Source organism: Synechococcus sp. MIT S9503, assembly GCF_047304175.1.
Classification (GTDB): domain Bacteria; phylum Cyanobacteriota; class Cyanobacteriia; order PCC-6307; family Cyanobiaceae; genus Synechococcus_C.
Map to the genome: position 1 here is coordinate 1,750,599 of NZ_CP138955.1, position 15,134 is coordinate 1,765,732.

Annotated in this window: 16 protein-coding genes; 7 read left to right on the forward strand and 9 right to left on the reverse strand. The window is 60.0% G+C overall.

The window, feature by feature from the left end:
• Positions 1 to 38 precede the first annotated feature (38 nt).
• Together SIB56_RS09925 and SIB56_RS09930 are read left to right on the forward strand one after the other, a co-directional pair.
• Positions 39 to 1,250 carry a glycosyltransferase gene (locus SIB56_RS09925; RefSeq protein ID WP_413327300.1) on the forward strand — a complete coding sequence of 404 codons (1,212 nt, stop codon included), beginning with the start codon at positions 39 to 41 and terminating at the stop codon, positions 1,248 to 1,250.
• The gene (locus SIB56_RS09930) at positions 1,247 to 2,056 is read left to right on the forward strand and encodes a uroporphyrinogen-III synthase (protein WP_413323779.1); all 810 of its coding nucleotides are present in this window, start codon (positions 1,247 to 1,249) and stop codon (positions 2,054 to 2,056) included. Before SIB56_RS09925 ends, SIB56_RS09930 begins: the two co-directional genes overlap by 4 nt.
• On the opposite strand, the gene SIB56_RS09935 is transcribed toward SIB56_RS09930, so the two are convergent.
• The 3 genes from SIB56_RS09935 to zds are packed head-to-tail and all read right to left on the reverse strand — an operon-like array spanning position 2,035 to position 4,487.
• The gene (locus SIB56_RS09935; protein WP_413323780.1) at positions 2,035 to 2,517 is read right to left on the reverse strand and encodes a hypothetical protein; all 483 of its coding nucleotides are present in this window, start codon (positions 2,515 to 2,517) and stop codon (positions 2,035 to 2,037) included. The genes SIB56_RS09930 and SIB56_RS09935 overlap by 22 nt on opposite strands.
• 49 nt (positions 2,518 to 2,566) lie before the next feature.
• Entirely contained in the window at positions 2,567 to 3,016 is a 450-nt protein-coding gene (locus SIB56_RS09940) for an SRPBCC family protein (protein WP_413327303.1), read from the reverse strand.
• Positions 3,017 to 3,020: 4 nt separating this feature from the next.
• The gene (zds, locus tag SIB56_RS09945) at positions 3,021 to 4,487 is read right to left on the reverse strand and encodes a 9,9'-di-cis-zeta-carotene desaturase (protein ID WP_413323781.1); all 1,467 of its coding nucleotides are present in this window, start codon (positions 4,485 to 4,487) and stop codon (positions 3,021 to 3,023) included.
• A gap of 111 nt (positions 4,488 to 4,598) precedes the next feature.
• Here zds and SIB56_RS09950 point away from each other — a divergent pair, with 111 nt between their 5' ends.
• From SIB56_RS09950 to SIB56_RS09965, 4 genes are all read left to right on the forward strand, one after another.
• Positions 4,599 to 5,009 carry a HesB/IscA family protein gene (locus SIB56_RS09950; protein ID WP_413323782.1) on the forward strand — a complete coding sequence of 137 codons (411 nt, stop codon included), beginning with the start codon at positions 4,599 to 4,601 and terminating at the stop codon, positions 5,007 to 5,009.
• Between the two features lie 63 nt (positions 5,010 to 5,072).
• Positions 5,073 to 5,492 (forward strand): hypothetical protein, encoded by a 420-nt coding sequence (locus tag SIB56_RS09955; protein ID WP_413323783.1) that lies wholly within the window; start codon positions 5,073 to 5,075, stop codon positions 5,490 to 5,492.
• 1 nt (position 5,493) lies between these two features.
• On the forward strand, positions 5,494 to 6,699 hold the full coding sequence (locus SIB56_RS09960; protein ID WP_413323784.1) for a lipid-A-disaccharide synthase-related protein: 1,206 nt from the start codon (positions 5,494 to 5,496) through the stop codon (positions 6,697 to 6,699).
• On the forward strand, positions 6,696 to 6,971 hold the full coding sequence (locus SIB56_RS09965; protein WP_413323785.1) for a hypothetical protein: 276 nt from the start codon (positions 6,696 to 6,698) through the stop codon (positions 6,969 to 6,971). Before SIB56_RS09960 ends, SIB56_RS09965 begins: the two co-directional genes overlap by 4 nt.
• On the opposite strand, the gene SIB56_RS09970 is transcribed toward SIB56_RS09965, so the two are convergent.
• On the reverse strand, positions 6,907 to 7,851 hold the full coding sequence (locus SIB56_RS09970) for a TIGR01777 family oxidoreductase (RefSeq protein ID WP_413323786.1): 945 nt from the start codon (positions 7,849 to 7,851) through the stop codon (positions 6,907 to 6,909). The genes SIB56_RS09965 and SIB56_RS09970 overlap by 65 nt on opposite strands.
• Positions 7,852 to 7,878: 27 nt before the next feature.
• Entirely contained in the window at positions 7,879 to 9,132 is a 1,254-nt protein-coding gene (locus SIB56_RS09975) for a cation:proton antiporter (RefSeq protein WP_413323787.1), read from the reverse strand.
• A 58-nt stretch (positions 9,133 to 9,190) separates the two neighbouring features.
• Between SIB56_RS09975 and SIB56_RS09980 the strand changes: the two genes are divergently transcribed.
• The gene (locus tag SIB56_RS09980) at positions 9,191 to 9,448 is read left to right on the forward strand and encodes an NAD(P)H-quinone oxidoreductase subunit O (RefSeq protein ID WP_413323788.1); all 258 of its coding nucleotides are present in this window, start codon (positions 9,191 to 9,193) and stop codon (positions 9,446 to 9,448) included.
• On the opposite strand, the gene SIB56_RS09985 is transcribed toward SIB56_RS09980, so the two are convergent.
• The 4 genes from SIB56_RS09985 to SIB56_RS10000 all read right to left on the reverse strand — a co-directional run bounded on the left by SIB56_RS09985 (position 9,427) and on the right by SIB56_RS10000 (position 15,130).
• Entirely contained in the window at positions 9,427 to 11,523 is a 2,097-nt protein-coding gene (locus SIB56_RS09985) for a glycosyltransferase family 39 protein (protein ID WP_413323789.1), read from the reverse strand. The genes SIB56_RS09980 and SIB56_RS09985 overlap by 22 nt on opposite strands.
• Positions 11,523 to 12,251 carry a J domain-containing protein gene (locus SIB56_RS09990; RefSeq protein WP_413323790.1) on the reverse strand — a complete coding sequence of 243 codons (729 nt, stop codon included), beginning with the start codon at positions 12,249 to 12,251 and terminating at the stop codon, positions 11,523 to 11,525. The genes SIB56_RS09985 and SIB56_RS09990 overlap by 1 nt, the downstream gene beginning before the upstream one ends.
• Positions 12,248 to 13,216, reverse strand: coding sequence for a cysteine synthase A (cysK, locus tag SIB56_RS09995; protein WP_413323791.1), 969 nt, complete (start codon positions 13,214 to 13,216; stop codon positions 12,248 to 12,250). Before cysK ends, SIB56_RS09990 begins: the two co-directional genes overlap by 4 nt.
• A 198-nt stretch (positions 13,217 to 13,414) precedes the next feature.
• Complete coding sequence (locus SIB56_RS10000) at positions 13,415 to 15,130, reverse strand: iron uptake porin (RefSeq protein ID WP_413323792.1); 1,716 nt, start codon at positions 15,128 to 15,130, stop codon at positions 13,415 to 13,417.
• Positions 15,131 to 15,134 lie beyond the last annotated feature (4 nt).

Below are 15,134 nucleotides of genomic sequence, written 5' to 3' on the forward strand. Positions count from 1 at the left end.
GAACAGCCTTAGCCTCAGCGGCAGTGCTCATCACCAACATGCTCAGCCTCTCGATGATCGTGCGCGATGAGGAAGCGCGGATCGAGGCCTGTCTCCGGTCGGTGCAGGGCTTCGCGGATGAGATGGTGCTTGTCGATACCGGTTCAGTGGACGGAACCATCGCACTGGCTGAAGCCTGTGGCGCACGGGTGGAGCGCATGGAATGGCCCGGAGACTTCGCTCCGGCACGCAATGCGGCCCTCGATCTGGTGAGCGGCGACTGGGTGCTTGTGCTTGATGCCGACGAAGAGCTCCGGCGGGAGGTGATCCCGCAGCTCAGGGCTCTGATGGCCCAGCCGGACGTGCTGGTGATCAACCTTCTGCGCCACGAACTTGGAGCAACCATGGCCCCTTACTCCAACGTGAGCCGGCTGTTTCGCCGACATCCGCGCATCCGCTGGAGCAAGCCTTATCACTCGATGATCGATGAGAGCGTGGAGGCCTTGCAGCAGGAAGAACCGGGCTGGCGGCTTGCCAACTGCACCGAACCAGCCCTGATTCATGAGGGGTATCGTCCGGATCTGCTGGCCGGATCTGACAAGGCGCAAAGGCTGCGGCGATCCATGGAGAACTGGCTGAAAGACAATCCCAACGACCCCTATGCCTGCGCCAAGCTCGGTGCCCTGGAAGTGAGTGACGGCAACAGGGAGCGCGGGCTCAGCCTTCTTCGCCGCGGCCTGGAACGGTTACCCGAGGGGGATGCGCGCAGCGCTGAACGTTATGAACTGCTTCTCAATCTGGGGATCGCACTGGCTTCCGAAGACGGTGATGCTGCCGTGCAGTGCTATCGAGAGGCACTCAAACAGCCCCTGGAAACGCGTCTTAGCCTCGGTGCGCGCCTGAATCTGGCGGCATTGCTGATGCAGCGCAATGAACTGGAGGAAGCGATTCAACTCACCACCACCGCCTGCCAGCGAGCACCCGAAGTGGCACTGGCCTGGTACAACCTGGGCCTGATGGAACGCCGTCGTGGAGATCTGATGGCGGCGATCAAGGCCTACGAACGATCCCTGAGCGTCAATCCCGACCACGCAGAAAGCCATCAGAACCTGGCCGTGGCAAGGCTGATGGGAGGCGACATTGATGGAGCTCGCTCGGGGTTCCGCCAGGCCATCGCACTGCTGCGCGACCAGGGGCGACAGGAGGAGGCAACGGCATTGCATGCCCAGGTGGATGGCCTGGTGAAGCTGGACGATGAGGCCGGAGCATGAGTGCGGATCAGAATCAACCGCTGCAGGGGCACACGGTGGTGATCACGCGGGCGAAAGAACAGCAGAGCGAGGGTCGGCGACTGCTGCGGACGCTCGGTGCCAGGGTGCTCGATCTTCCCGCTCTCGAAATCGGACCGCCCGACAGCTGGGCCCCCCTCGACGATGCTCTAGCTGATCTCGAGAGCTTTCACTGGTTGATTGTCTCCAGTGCCAACGGCGTTGATGCGGTGGAGTCGCGGCTGCAGCTCCGGGGGAGTGGGCTCGAACACCGACCGGAAAGTCTCAGGATCGCTGCAGTGGGTCGCAAGACAGCTCAACGATTGGAGGAGCTCGGGGCACCTGCTGATTTCGTGCCACCCAGCTTCATTGCCGACAGCCTGATCGATGATTTTCCCGTCTCAGGCTGGGGGTTGAGAATTCTTCTACCAAGAGTGCAGAGCGGCGGACGCACATTGCTGGCTGAAGCCTTCGCAGAAGCTGGCTCGCAGGTGGTGGAGGTGGCGGCCTACGAATCCCGCTGCCCGACATCCATTCCCGCAGACACGTTGAAAGCCCTGGAGAATGGAGAAGTCGATGCCATCAGCTTCAGCAGCGGCAAAACCGTGACCCACACCGTGCAGCTGCTGGAAAGCGCCCTCGGGAGCTCATGCACCGATCAGCTGTTCAGAAAGCCTGCGGTTGTTTCGATCGGTCCCCAGACCAGCCAACGCTGCCGTGAACTGCTGGGGAGGGTCGACCAGGAGGCCACTCCTCACGACATGGAGGGGCTTGTTCAGGCCTGTGTTCAGGCGATGCAGCGGCGCTGAGACTGTCCTGCGATCGAAAGTCTCAGGCAGCCCCGACCCAGATCAATGCTCTGCACAGTCCAGCCGATGGGCAGCAGAGCGGTCGCATCTCCCGGGCAACGGCCGCGTGGGCCCACACAGACCGTGCCCGAGGCATCGGGAATGCTCACCAGCGCTCGCAGCTCTCCCCCGACAGCAACCACTCCCTGAACACTGAAATCCTTTGTCGGGGCAGATTCCAGATCACCCTGAGAGCTGGCCGGTGACAATGCGACCACGGTGGGAGCGAAGGGATCTGTTCGACCTTCCGGCACCGATGACAGGACCTGCTCAGGGGTTGGCAGCGGAATCAGGCCATTCGTTGCTGCGGAGGAGCTTGGCGGCGGTAGTTCTGCAGTGCGAGGAGCTGGGCTGAACCCAGAGCTTTCCGAGGTGCTGTTCTCAGTAGTTCCGCATCCGGTGCCGCTGAAAACAACGGCCAAAAAGATCATCAGCCAAGTCGCTGATGATCGAAGGCAGGACGTCGCCGTTTCAGCTCGGCGCTGCATACCCGCTTTCGACCAGATCCCTGAATCGGTCAAGATTCGCCTGCAGTTCCTTCGTCACGATTCCACCAAGAATGCTGGGTTCCATCAAGGGAGCCAGCACACCCGGAAGTTCATAGGTGACGCTCAGCTTCACAGCTGTGAGCTGGGGTTCCTCCGCGTAGAAGCGGACTCCTCCCTTGGTCGGCAGACCGCCCACCGACTCCCAGTGGAGCTGCTGAGCCTCAACTCTCTGGATGATGCGTGCCTTCCAGTGGAAACGGAAACCCTGCGCTGCCAGGGTCCAGTCGGTCAGGTCGGGATCATCAAGAGTCTTGACGGATTCGATCCATCGCATCCATTTGGGCATTGCCTCCAGATCGCTCCAGACAGACCAGACCCGATCCACGGGAGCCTTGACCTCAGTGGTTACGGAATGTTCAAGCCAGCGTCCCATCGGTTCAGGCAACAGCGTTGTTGACGGCAAGTCGGGCCGGTTGCCCCAGGATGGCGGCAGCGGCGAGATGCCCGCTCATGGTGGCTCCTTCCATCGAGTCGATGTAATCCTGACGTGTGTAGCTCCCTGCCAGAAAGAAATTGCTGATCGGAGTGCTCTGGACGGGTCGGTAGGGCTCCATACCAGGAGCTTCTCTGTAGAGAGATTGAGCAAGCTTGACCACGTTGCTCCACGTCAGCGTGAGATTGGCTGCCGAGGGGAACAGCTTTCTGACCTGGCGATCGGTGTGCTCGACAATGTCCTTGACGGACTTGCGCATCCACGGGTCGCCCGGTGTCAGCACACACTGCAGCAACGATCCCTCACCGTCCTTGCGGTAATCCTCAGGGCTGGCAAGGGCGAGATCAGCAAAACAACTGAAGTCTGCATCGGCCGTGTAAAGGAGATTGTTGAGACCGACGGGGTGGCTGAGATCACGCCGACTCTCCCCATTGCTCTCACCAAGTTCCGTCACCCAGCCGTCGTAGCGCAACTGGACGGTGGCCACAGGAACCGCCTCAAGATTGTGAATGGCATCGAATTGCGGAAAACGCCGCCAGTCGTCTGGAAGCAGGCGCTGGATCCCTGGAACATCACAGGCCGCCAGATAGGCATCGGCAACAACACGCTGCTCACCATCAGGGGTCCCCAGCTTCAAACCGGTGACTTCGGGATGATCACCGTCGCTGAACTCCACCTGCTTGACCGGATGGCGGAGGTGAAGCTTTCCTCCCCGCTGCTGGATGTAATCCAGAATGGGGCCTGTCAGCCAGCGGTGTGGTGAACCCTTGAGCAGGTTGAGTTTTGAGGCCTCGGTTTTCGCAGCGAACATCATGAAGATGGTCAGCATGCAGCGGGCAGAAATCGTTTCGCAATCGATGAAACCGAGGGCATAGGCGATCGGATCCCACATCCTGCGGATGCTCTCCGGGCTGCCGCCATGGCCGACGAACCAGTCCTTGAAGCTGACCGAATCAAGGGCTCTGATGGTGCGCATCGCGCCTTCGTAATCCACAAGACCTCGAACGATCGGGCTCGTGCCAAGAGCCAGAGCATTGCGCAGCTTGTCGATCCAGCCCAGCTGGGGAGTGGTGAAGAATGCTTTAAGGCCGTTGAAGGGCGCACCGACGGGAAATCGGAAATCCAGTTCCCGCAGGTCACCACCCTGATTCACGAACAGATGGGTGTGATCCTTTGGAAGCAGATTGTCGAAGGCGCCCACTTTGCGCATCAGTGCGAACAGGTTCGCGTAATTGAAGAAGAAGACATGCAGCCCCATCTCGATGTGATTGCCGTCTGAATCCACCCAGCTGCCGACCTTGCCGCCCACGAAAGGACGCGCCTCATAGAGATTCACTTCATGGCCAGCATCAACCAGATCCACAGCAGCGGAGAGGCCAGCCAGACCAGAACCCACAATCGCGACCCGCACCGTCTTTAGTGCAACTGGAGGGACTCTATGAATTGACCAGACAGAACTGCTTTAGGCAGAAGCGGGAACTGATCCATAAAGTGAAGAAAGGACCCAGCGCCACTGCATCCGATGTCCAGCCCCGACACCACTGCTGAGACCGCAGCAGCCAGCCCTTCACACACCGCGAAAGACGGCAAGGGCATTTTGATCACTGGGCCTGCGATGCAGCAGCTTGCGAGGCTTTGCACCGACCAGGGGACCAACCAGGTGCTGAGGGTGGGGGTTCGCTCGGGGGGCTGCAGCGGCATGAGTTACACGATGGACTTCGTGCCTGCGACAGAGATTCAGCAGGATGATGAGCGCTATCAATACGAAGCACCCGATGGGGCTTCCTTTGAGGTGATCTGTGACCCCAAGAGCTTGCTCTACATCTATGGGATGCAGCTGGATTTCAGCACCGCACTGATTGGCGGAGGATTCAATTTCACCAACCCCAACGCAACCCAGACCTGCGGCTGCGGAAGCTCCTTCGCCGTCTGAACCAGCAGCGGAGATCTGGCGGCTGTGGGAATCTGAAGGTCTTGCCCGAACGATCAGCGCTCCATGGAGTCCAGCCAGGAAAGTCTCTTCCAGCAAGCAATGAACCGCTACCAGCAGGGAGCTCCGGCACAGGAGTTGCTTGAGGATTTCGAGGCCATCACCAATGCGGCCCCACGTCAGTCAGCAGGGTGGACTTGTCTGGCTTGGCTGCAGTTGCTTTGCGATCAATCCGAGGAGGCCCTGCGTTCGGCGCGGCTGGCGGTCAAGTTGAACAACCAGGATCCGCAGGCACGCATCAACCTCTGTCTGGCGATGCTGGAGACCAAAGCCAAAGGCGTGAGAGATCAGATTGAAGTGGTGCAGAAAGTTTTGGCTCTGGCTCCTGAAATGGAAGACGAGCTGAGGGAATCCATTGAGGACGGGCTCAAACGCCGGCCCGAATGGCCTGCACTGCTCAAAGTGAAAGCCTGGCTGGAGCTCTGACGTGGGCCGTCTGCTGCTGCTCAGCAACGGCCACGGGGAGGATCTTTCCGGTGCGCTGCTGGGACAGGCACTTCAGTCTGAGGGCCATGCGGTGGACGCTCTTCCCCTTGTGGGCAAGGGCCAGCCCTACCGGGATCTCGGCATTGACCTGATCGGTGGCACCCAGGAATTCAGCACCGGGGGCCTGGGATACACCAGCCTGCGGGGAAGGTTGACCGAGCTGTTGCAGGGACAGGTGGTCTATCTGCTGCGCAGGCTTCTGAGGTTGCTGCGCATCGCCAGCCGTTACGACCTGGTTGTGGTGATTGGCGATGTCATTCCGGTGATGGCGGCCTGGCTCTGCGGACGTCCGGTGGCCACTTACCTCGTGGCCTATTCAAGTCACTATGAAGGCCGGCTTCGTCTGCCCTGGCCATGCGCTCAGTGCTTGAGAAGCCAACGCTTTCAGGCCGTTTTCAGCCGAGACCAACTCAGTGCGGACGATCTGAGCTCACAGCTGCGCAAGCCGGTCGCCTTCATGGGCAACCCCTTCATGGATCCAATCCTGGGCGACTCTCAACGGTTGCCGCGCGCACGCCGCCGACTGGGACTGCTGCCGGGAAGCCGACGGCCTGAGCTGGAGCAGAACCTCATGCTCCAGCTCGGAGTGATCGAACAACTGCCTGGCCCGCTGCTGAGCAGCGGTGAGCTGCAGCTTGAGCTTGCACTGGTTTCAACTCTGTCCGACGAGGCACTCGCAGAGCTGGTGGGAACGCGCGGCTGGAGCCTCGAGACAACTGACTCAGGAGCGACGTCAACGCTGCATCGAGAGAGGCGTCGCATTCAGGTGCGTCGTGGAGGATTCGCCTCGGTTCTGCACAGTTCCGACCTTCTGCTCTGCATGGCAGGAACGGCCGCTGAGCAGGCTGTGGGCCTATCCAGACCGGTCCTGCAGCTGGTGGGGCGGGGGCCTCAGTTCACAGCGGGGTTCGCGGAAGCACAGCGTCGCCTGCTGGGCCCGACTGTGTTCTGCGCGGATGGTGAAACAGGCTCTCAGGCCACTCTTACGCGCACAGCCGCAATGGCCCTCGAACTTCTGGAGCGATGCCACCTGGATCAGCAGCTGCAGCGAAGCTGTCAACACGAAGCCCTGAACCGGCTCGGCACAGCAGGCGGCGGCGCCAGGATGGCGGCATCGATCTCGCAAATGCTGCGGGTGTGCGAATGAGCAAACCGAACATCGAACCGATCTGGAAGCGTTGGCTCGATCGCATTCTTGTGCTGAATGTCTTCCTGGTCATCGCAGGTGCCGGCTGGTTCGCAGTCGCAGTGATCGGAAGCAGTCAGGGGCTTGAAGCACCCATGCGGGTGTTCATGCGTCTGTGGGAACCGCTGTTCACGCCAGCCATCGGTCTGCTGATGGGCGCAGCCCTGCTCAGCGGCTGCTGGAGCTGGTGGCAACGTCGAGTGCAACGGGCAGGGTCGGACAGCGGAAACTGAATCCCAGTTCTTCAAGTCGACTCGAACTCACGAACTGGCCCTCAAGAACCACTTTCGAGCCATCACCCAACAACAGCTGCAGCATCGGACCAGGCACCGCCAGCAGACTGGGTCTGCCCAGACAACGGCCAAGACTTCCAGCAAAAACGGCCATGGTCACAGGGTCAGGAGCCACGGCATTGATCACGCCTGACCAGGACTCAGATTCCAGTGAGCTCTGGATGATGCGGCAGAGATCGCCACGTTCAATCCAGCTCATCCATTGCTGTCCGGAACCGATCGGGCCACCGAAGCCTGCTCTGAAAACCGGGAGCATCTTGGCGAGCGCTCCGCCCTCTGAAGACAGCACGATGCCGATGCGCAGCACCACGAGTCGAGTTGCTGCCGGCTTCTCAGCGGCAGCCTGTTCCCACTGCTGACAAAGACGCGCAAGAAAATCGGCGCCGGCCGGGCTGCTTTCCTCAAAGCGTTGATCGGAACTGGTGCCGAAATAGCCCACAGCCGAGGCGTTGACCAGGACGGATGGAGGCGTGGTCAGGGTGGCGAGGGCGCTCACCAGATGCCGGGTTGTGCCAAGCCGACTCTCTTGAAGAATCTCAAGGTGCTGAGCAGTCCAGCGCTGTTCTGCGATGGGCTCGCCGGCGAGATTGACAACACCGTCACTGGCGTTGAGCGCATCGTGCAGTGGTGTCGACGCAGCCCAGCTGGACGCCAGGGCGGGGTCGGCCTGAATCCATTGAAGACTTTGCGCTGTCTCAGCTGGAAATACGGCTGAAGAGGGGCGTCGACTGACCAGAGTGAGCTGATGACCGGCGGCCTGCAGAACGGGAATCAGTCCACGGCCGACCAAGCCGGTGCATCCGATCAGCAGAAGGCGCATGGAGATTGCTGCATCAGGCCGTTGAGGTTAGGAAGCGGCGGCGGGATCGGTGTCCTCAAGCGGCAGTGTGAGCTTCATCCTGCGGGCCATGGGCACCAGAGCAAAGCCCTGGATGAACAGACCAAAGAGCACCACGGCGAGAGCGAGCGGAGGCATGGAAGCGCCCCAGCTCACATCGGAGGACCAGGCATTGATGGCCATCGCGATGGGGACGGCGCCACGCAGGCCAGCCCAGCAAACGAAAATCCTTTCGCCTGAACTGAATGGCGTACGCCAGAGAAGTATCTGCACCATCAGCAGACGCACCAGCTGCATCACCAAGAACAGCACAAATGCGAGAGCGGCTGCGTAAACCACATCCTGTGGTTTCACCACCAGCCCCATGCAGAGAAACAACAGCAGCTCCGCCATTTTTGCGTAGCTGGAATGGGCCTCCTCCAGGCAGCCCTGGTCAAGATCGGAACTGTTTCCCAGCACCAGACCCGCCACATAGGCAGCCAGCAACGGACTGCCGCCCAGCAGTGACGTGCCGCCGCTGAGCACCATCAGCAGAGCGAGGCTGACTACCGGCAGCATCGAGGTCTGGTTCAGTCCCATGCGTGTTCCCAGCAGCTGAACCGTGAGGCTGCCCCCCAGGAATCCAATCAGAATTCCCAGCAGGAACTGACGTATCAGATCAGTCACCAGCAAACCGGCTCCCACCCCCTCACCGCCAGCCAGTGCCAGTGCCAGTCCGGCAAGAACCACGGCGATGGGATCGTTGAAACCCGACTCACACTCGATCAGATCCGTGAGCGGCTTCGGCAGACGACCCTGAAGAGGGCGCAGCAAAGCGAGCACGGCAGAAGCATCAGTGCTCGCGACCATCGCCCCGACGAAAAGACTGCGGGGGAGAAGAACGGAGACAGACTCAGTGCCCTGCGACAGACCGAAGCCGAACACCACCAGGGTGATCAGCGCGGCTGTGATCAGCACACCGATGGTGGCCAGACGGGCCGCTGGCCGAATCACACCACGCACCTGCTGCCAGTTGGTGGTCAGGCCACCAAAGAACAAGACAAGAACAAGCGCCGCCTCGGTGATTTGCTGGGCCTGGTCAAGGTTCAGCAGTGTGATTTCACGGGTGCCGGCAACATCCACGTGATTTTCAATCAGCAGACCCAGCAGCAGCACCATGAGGATTCCAGGAACCCTCACCCTCGCCGCGAGATCATCCAGAAGCACTGCGACCAGCAGCAATCCGCCGAATGCGACCAGATAAAGGGAGAGGCCGTTGTCCAAACCTGCAGCGGAAGTGGTCTTGAAGGGTTCTAGCCTGACCGCGAAATGACAACCCGTGATGGCGGAGACAGAGTCGAGCCCGGCACCAGCTGCCAAACCGCCGCCGCCCCTCAAGAAAGGGGCCTTGGTGCGGGTGAACCGCACGGCCTATGCAGGAAGTGTGGAAGCCGGAGCCAGCGATCCCTATCCACCGGCTTACATCTTCGAGGGCCCTGGGGAGCTGTTGGTGGTGAAGGGGGACTACGGCCAGGTGCGCTGGAGACGCCCTGTGCCGGATGTCTGGCTGCGCATGGATCAGCTGGAACCCTTTTCCTGAGGTTTCAGAGACTCCTCAACGCTGGAAACCGCTGCCGGCAGGGAACGCACAACTTCGGGCACTCTCCAGAGGGCGCCACCCAGAACAGCTGAGAGAGATTCAAGACTGCGCAGAATCGGATTGTCGCCGTGTTTCTCAACGGCAGCTGAGGCAACTGAGGACGCTGCCCAGGGGTTCCAACCGGCCAGCAGCACCACACTGCGATAGGCGCTTGGCCAGGGACTTGCAGGACTTGACTTCTCCAGCAGCTTGAAGTGATGCGCCGCATCGTTCGGCCTGTTTGCGAGGACCGCCAGCAGAGCAAGGCTCCAGCGTGCGGAAACATCAGAGGGATTCTGTTTCAGGCTCTCGAGTGCCTTTCGACGCAGCGGTCCGCGATAGCTGAAGTGGCCATCGAGCATGTGTTCGATCGCCACACTGCTGAAGATGGGATCGAGGCCGGCGGGTCCATTCGCCAGGCCATCTGCGAGCTTGGCGAACCGCTGTTCAAATCCCACTGGCGGCACTGCAGTCAGCCGTCGCTTCCAGAGCGAATAACTGCCTCCCTCGGGGCGCGGAAAGACTTCCACCGGCTCGAACACTCCGCTCTCACGCACGGCCTGATCGAGGAAACGCGCGGACCTGCGCACTGACCCCTGGTCACCCTCGGCGAGCAGGACCCAGCTGGCATGGTCCAGAACGGGCTGAATGTGATCTCTGCTGCCACCGAGCTGGCGACCGACCAACCGTCCACCGTTGCGGCGACCGTAATAACTCACGTTGTGCTGATTGAGATCCGGGGTGCTGGGAACCACGATCAACGTGGTGGGCTCTGCGCCTGGGTCAGCACCACCAGCCCTCTTAACGATGGCTTGAAGGGGCTGACGGTCGCGCGAGCGCAACCGCGCCGACTGCGCAGCCCATGCCGGCGCGATCGCCACAAACGCGCCAGCCATCAGAGCCAGTCCAGGCAGCCAGACCGACCGGGCAGGCCAGCGATGACGCATCCACAAACCCCATTGCCACCAGCCGCGGCTCAGTAACAACAGCAAGGGAGGCAGCAGTGGGGCGATGTAGCGGGCGTCCTTGTTGGGACTGAGATTTGTCACCAACCAGCCGAGCACCAGAGTCCCCAAAAGCCAGCGCCAGGCGTCGCCTCGATCCCATTGCGGTGGATGTTTGTCCACAGGAGTTCTGAGGCGCATCAGAATCAGCAGCACAAGCCCTGCCAGTCCGATCAGCAGCAGTGTCCAGCCGATCTGAAGAGGAATCTGGCGGAGGTACCAGAACCAGCCAGAAAGGCTAAAAATGCCAGGATCCCCCTCCCGTGCTGCGGATTCGATCACAGCTCGATTGGTGCCACCGAGAGTTGTGATCCAGTTGTGGCGGAGCCATGGGAACACCGAGATCAGAACCAGCACCAGTCCCACCAACGCCTGCAGTCGGCGGCCTCGTCCGATGCGTTGAGCGGCAACCAGTGACCATCCCAGTGCTGGCAGCAGAACCAGCAGAGCGCTCTGTTTCACCAGCAGTGACAGGGCCACAGCGAAAGCGGCAAGCAAAGCCTGCCACCATCGGCCACCGCTGCGAGGACTCCACCATTCCCCCAGTCGCCAGAGCGCCAGCGTGACCAGGGCGGTCAACGGCAGCTCCAGCACATAGTCGGTTCTCAGTTCCAGCAGCATCGGCGTCAGGGCAACGGCCGCGGCGGCCAGCAGAGCGAACCCTCGCCCTGATTCCTTTGGACGCATCAGCTGAAGCGCCCAGCCAGCTGCTGAGACCAGCAGCAGAGCGTTCCACAAACTCAGCGTCCATGCCGCCTGCCCAGGAGCATCGCCAGCGACCGCCATCACCGAGCCGTTCACCAGCGACGCCAGGGGGGGGATCTTGGGCGAAAGATCCAGCAGAGCGTTCCACCCCTGCCAACCACCTCCTGCCAGAACTCCTAAAGCACGCCCATGGTCAAGTGCACTGTTGAGGTAGTCGGCCTGATCCCATGAAGGCAACCCTGCGTGATGGCTCCACCAGAGGCGATCCGCAACGGTTGCCACCACCCAGACCAACAGCAGGCAGACACGGAATACTCCGGCACGCATCAACCGATCTCCAGCCTGCGCCGTTCCTGCTGAAGACGCTGACGCCGTTGACGGGCCTCCCTCAGCATCTCCCGGCCGTCATGGAGATAGCTGTCGACGTAGCCCTGCGTGTAACGCTCCAGTTCTGTCACGGCATCCTCCACCTGAGACAGGCAGTGGTAAAGGCTGAGTCCAAATCCCCTGGCTGATGGCGGAGTGGGCAGCGACTGAAACAGATTCTTGACCTTGTCCAGGCGGTGACGGCTCTGATCCAGATAGGCGCAGAATGCCTCCATCAAGTCATCGTCGTAGGGATCCGCCGACAGAGCTCGCAGTTCCGCTGCGAAAGGATTGATCACCTGACCAAGCAGACGATCAATCGGTGCATAAACCTTTTGCAGCCAGGTGGACAGTGCCTGGTCTTCACTGGCTCCATGCCCGGATGCACGCCGTGCCGCCTGACTGGCCCGGGCATTGCGGGCCCCACGGGCCCGGGCCTCCTCACGGGCGGACGCCGAGGATCCGTAGTCACGATCAAAACAACGCCGGGTCTCGGGGTCACCGACCTGTTCCCAGGCGGCGTTGAGAGCCAGGATTCGTTCCTCATCACCACCCGCGTCTGGGTGATGCTGTTTAACGAGGCGGCGATAGGCAGCCTTGAGCTCGGCCTGAGTGGCGCTGGAAGCCACTTCAAGCACTTCATAGGGATCCTGAGCCTGATCCGAACGACTGGAAAATGCAGGGCTCAAAGCTGACCATCCCGGCGCGCCGGCAGCACCGCTGCAGCACTGAACATCGGCGTGGAGAGATAACGCTCCCCGAAGCTGGCAAGGATGACGACGATTCGGCGGCCGGCCATCGCCGGACGCCGGCCAAGCCGCAATGCCGCAGCAACGGCCGCACCGCTGCTCACCCCGCAGAGCAGACCCTCCTCCCTGGCCAGTCGCCGCCCCAGCTCCATGGCCTCATCATCATCAATAGCGATGACTTCATCGATCAGTGCTTGCTCAAAAACCGGAGGAACAAAGCCGGCCCCGATGCCCTGAATACGATGCGAGCCTGCCTCTCCCCCCGAGAGAACCGGGCTTGCAGAAGGTTCCACCGCAATCACCTGGAGGTCTTTCTGCCGACTGCGCAGCACTCGGGCACAACCGGTGATGGTTCCTCCGGTCCCCACACCTGCCACCAGAGCATCGAGATGACCTTCCGTGTCTTGCCAGATTTCCTCCGCGGTGGAGGCCTCATGAACAGAGGGATTGGCCGGATTATCAAACTGCTGAAGCAGATAGGCACCGGGGATCTCCTCCACCAGTTCCCTGGCGAGGGCAATGGCACCCTGCATGCCCTCATTGCCGGGAGTGAGTTGCAGCTCGGCACCGTAAGCACGCAGCATCGATCTGCGCTCCGTGCTCATGGTGTCGGGCATCGTGAGAATGAGGCGATAGCCGCGGGCTGCCGCGACCATCGCCAGAGCGATGCCGGTATTGCCGCTGGTTGGTTCCACCAGCACGGTGCTGCCAGGCTCGATTGTTCCGCTTAGCTCGGCGGCCTCAACCATGGCTCCTGCGATTCGGTCCTTGACCGAAGCGGTGGGATTGAAGCTCTCAAGCTTCGCCACGATTTCGGCCTGGCAACCGAACGACTGTGGAAGACGATTGAGCCTCACCAGAGGTGTACGCCCCACCAACGCAGTGATATCAGAAGCGATTGGCATGCGGCTCGGGAATCGGGTGCTGCGTTAAATCCATCCAATCATCACAAGCAAAAACACAGCCATGGGTTGCGATGAAGCACCCGAGACAACCGGCAGGTCACCATGACGAGGTTCACAAGATAAAAAGTTCAAAAAATCCTTTTTGTCAAAAAAAAGCCCCCTCGAAGAGGAGGCTTCAAACACTCAATCAGCTCTTAATCAGAAGCGGAAAGTTGTCTTGACAAGGCCACCAAAGTTATTGAAGGTGTCGTCATCATTGGAAGCGAAGCCGTTGGTGTTGTAACCAAGCGGACGACTCAGATAGAAGATGGCAGGCGTAACCGTGATGTTGTCAGTCACCTGGAACATGTACCACCATTCCCATGCATAGTTGCCATCAGCAACAAAGTCACTTCCGTCGTTGATACTGGAATCGTTATCCCAGCTGGTGACAAAAGTTGGCTGACCGACAGCCATACCAGCCGCGTTACCCTTCAGGAAAACATCAGCCCATTGGAGACCAACATACCAGGACTGGGATGTTGCTCCATCAATTGAACCAGTGTTGAACAATCCATCAAAATTGGCATTGCTGATATCGACTGAGTTGTAGCCCCAGCCTGTGCTGATACTGGGAACCCAGCCAGCGTTTTCCGGTGTCCACCAAGCACTAATGCCCACGGAATTGGTTGTACCGAGTCCACTGAAGTAGTTAGCAAGGGGGGTTCCGTTACCGGAATAAATACCAGCTCCGTTATCACCGGATGCATAGTTGTACGCAGCAGCGATACCCCAGTTTTCGGGGGCATAAGCAATCTGAACAGTTCCACTGCTGGAGGAACAGTCAGTCGCTATGCCACCACAATCACCAGAATCCCTCGTGAATGCATTGTCAGCGCCCGTGACATATGGAGATGCAACGTTGCCGTTTCCGCTCACATAATTAACGCTCACACTGAAGTCGTTATCAGACCAGCTCAGACCGGCACCAGCCCCAAGCTGCAGGTTGTAAGTCTGGGGAGCACCTGCGTAAGTAAAGAAGTCGAGAACGGTGTCAGAAGGATAAGCACTCGGCCAAACAGCCAACATGTCATCCTGACGGACCTTGCCACCAACAGTTGCAGTGAAATTGGATCCAATCGGGAACTGATACCAGAGCCGATTAACAACAATCTGATTGGGACCACCTTCTTCAAAGGCAGTTTCCATCGTGGTTAAGCCTGAGTATTCGCTGTTGCCACCGAAAGCAGAGCTGGCGAAGTTACCTGCTCGCAGCATGGTGCGCAGCAAATCCTTGCCGGTGAAGCTGGTATCCAGGAAGAGACGGAAGTCGTAGTTGAATGTGGTTGCACCCGATGCAGCAGCAGCCAGATCGGCTTGATCAACTGTTCTTGGGTAGCCCTTCGCATTCAACACTTCAACTTTGCTGTCGCCGCCGTAGCTATTGGCGCCAATAACAAAAGTTGTCTGGCCTTTCATCTTAGTGGTGGTGGAAAACTGGGATGCTTCCAGTTCGCCAACTCGAGCCTCAAGACCATCAACACGGCCCTTGACGATGGCGAGCTCCTTCTCGAACTCCTTCATCAGACGCTTGAGCTCGTCGGTCACTTCGGTGACGCGGTCGAGACAGGCATTCAGCAGTGCCGCCGCTTCAAAGCGGGTCATGGCACGGTTGCCGCGATAGGTGCCGTTGGGGTAACCGGCAACGCAGCCGTAGCGCTCGATCAGGTTGCTGAGAGCCTGATAAGCCCAGTCAGTCGGATAAACATCCGAGAACTGGGTGATGCTGGTGACCTGTTCAGCAGCAATCGCGTCAGAAGACACGGAGGCGTAGTCAGAAACACCAGCAACATTGACTTCAGTTGCAACAGCAGCCACAGGAGCCAGCAGGCCCAGGGCAGCGGGAGCAACAAGCAGTTGCTTGAACAATTTCATGGGG

What these genes read in the sequence shown, in the direction of transcription:
- SIB56_RS09925 (WP_413327300.1), top strand. Translation starts at nt 39, where the DNA reads ATGCTCAGCCTCTCGATGATCGTGCGCGATGAGGAAGCGCGGATCGAG.
- cysK (WP_413323791.1), bottom strand. Translation starts at nt 13,216, where the DNA reads ATGCCAATCGCTTCTGATATCACTGCGTTGGTGGGGCGTACACCTCTG.
- SIB56_RS09970 (WP_413323786.1), bottom strand. Translation starts at nt 7,851, where the DNA reads ATGCGCCTTCTGCTGATCGGATGCACCGGCTTGGTCGGCCGTGGACTG.
- SIB56_RS09955 (WP_413323783.1), top strand. Translation starts at nt 5,073, where the DNA reads ATGGAGTCCAGCCAGGAAAGTCTCTTCCAGCAAGCAATGAACCGCTAC.
- SIB56_RS09985 (WP_413323789.1), bottom strand. Translation starts at nt 11,523, where the DNA reads ATGCGTGCCGGAGTATTCCGTGTCTGCCTGCTGTTGGTCTGGGTGGTG.
- SIB56_RS09965 (WP_413323785.1), top strand. Translation starts at nt 6,696, where the DNA reads ATGAGCAAACCGAACATCGAACCGATCTGGAAGCGTTGGCTCGATCGC.
- SIB56_RS09930 (WP_413323779.1), top strand. Translation starts at nt 1,247, where the DNA reads ATGAGTGCGGATCAGAATCAACCGCTGCAGGGGCACACGGTGGTGATC.
- SIB56_RS09980 (WP_413323788.1), top strand. Translation starts at nt 9,191, where the DNA reads ATGGCGGAGACAGAGTCGAGCCCGGCACCAGCTGCCAAACCGCCGCCG.
- SIB56_RS09940 (WP_413327303.1), bottom strand. Translation starts at nt 3,016, where the DNA reads ATGGGACGCTGGCTTGAACATTCCGTAACCACTGAGGTCAAGGCTCCC.
- SIB56_RS09950 (WP_413323782.1), top strand. Translation starts at nt 4,599, where the DNA reads ATGTCCAGCCCCGACACCACTGCTGAGACCGCAGCAGCCAGCCCTTCA.
- SIB56_RS10000 (WP_413323792.1), bottom strand. Translation starts at nt 15,130, where the DNA reads ATGAAATTGTTCAAGCAACTGCTTGTTGCTCCCGCTGCCCTGGGCCTG.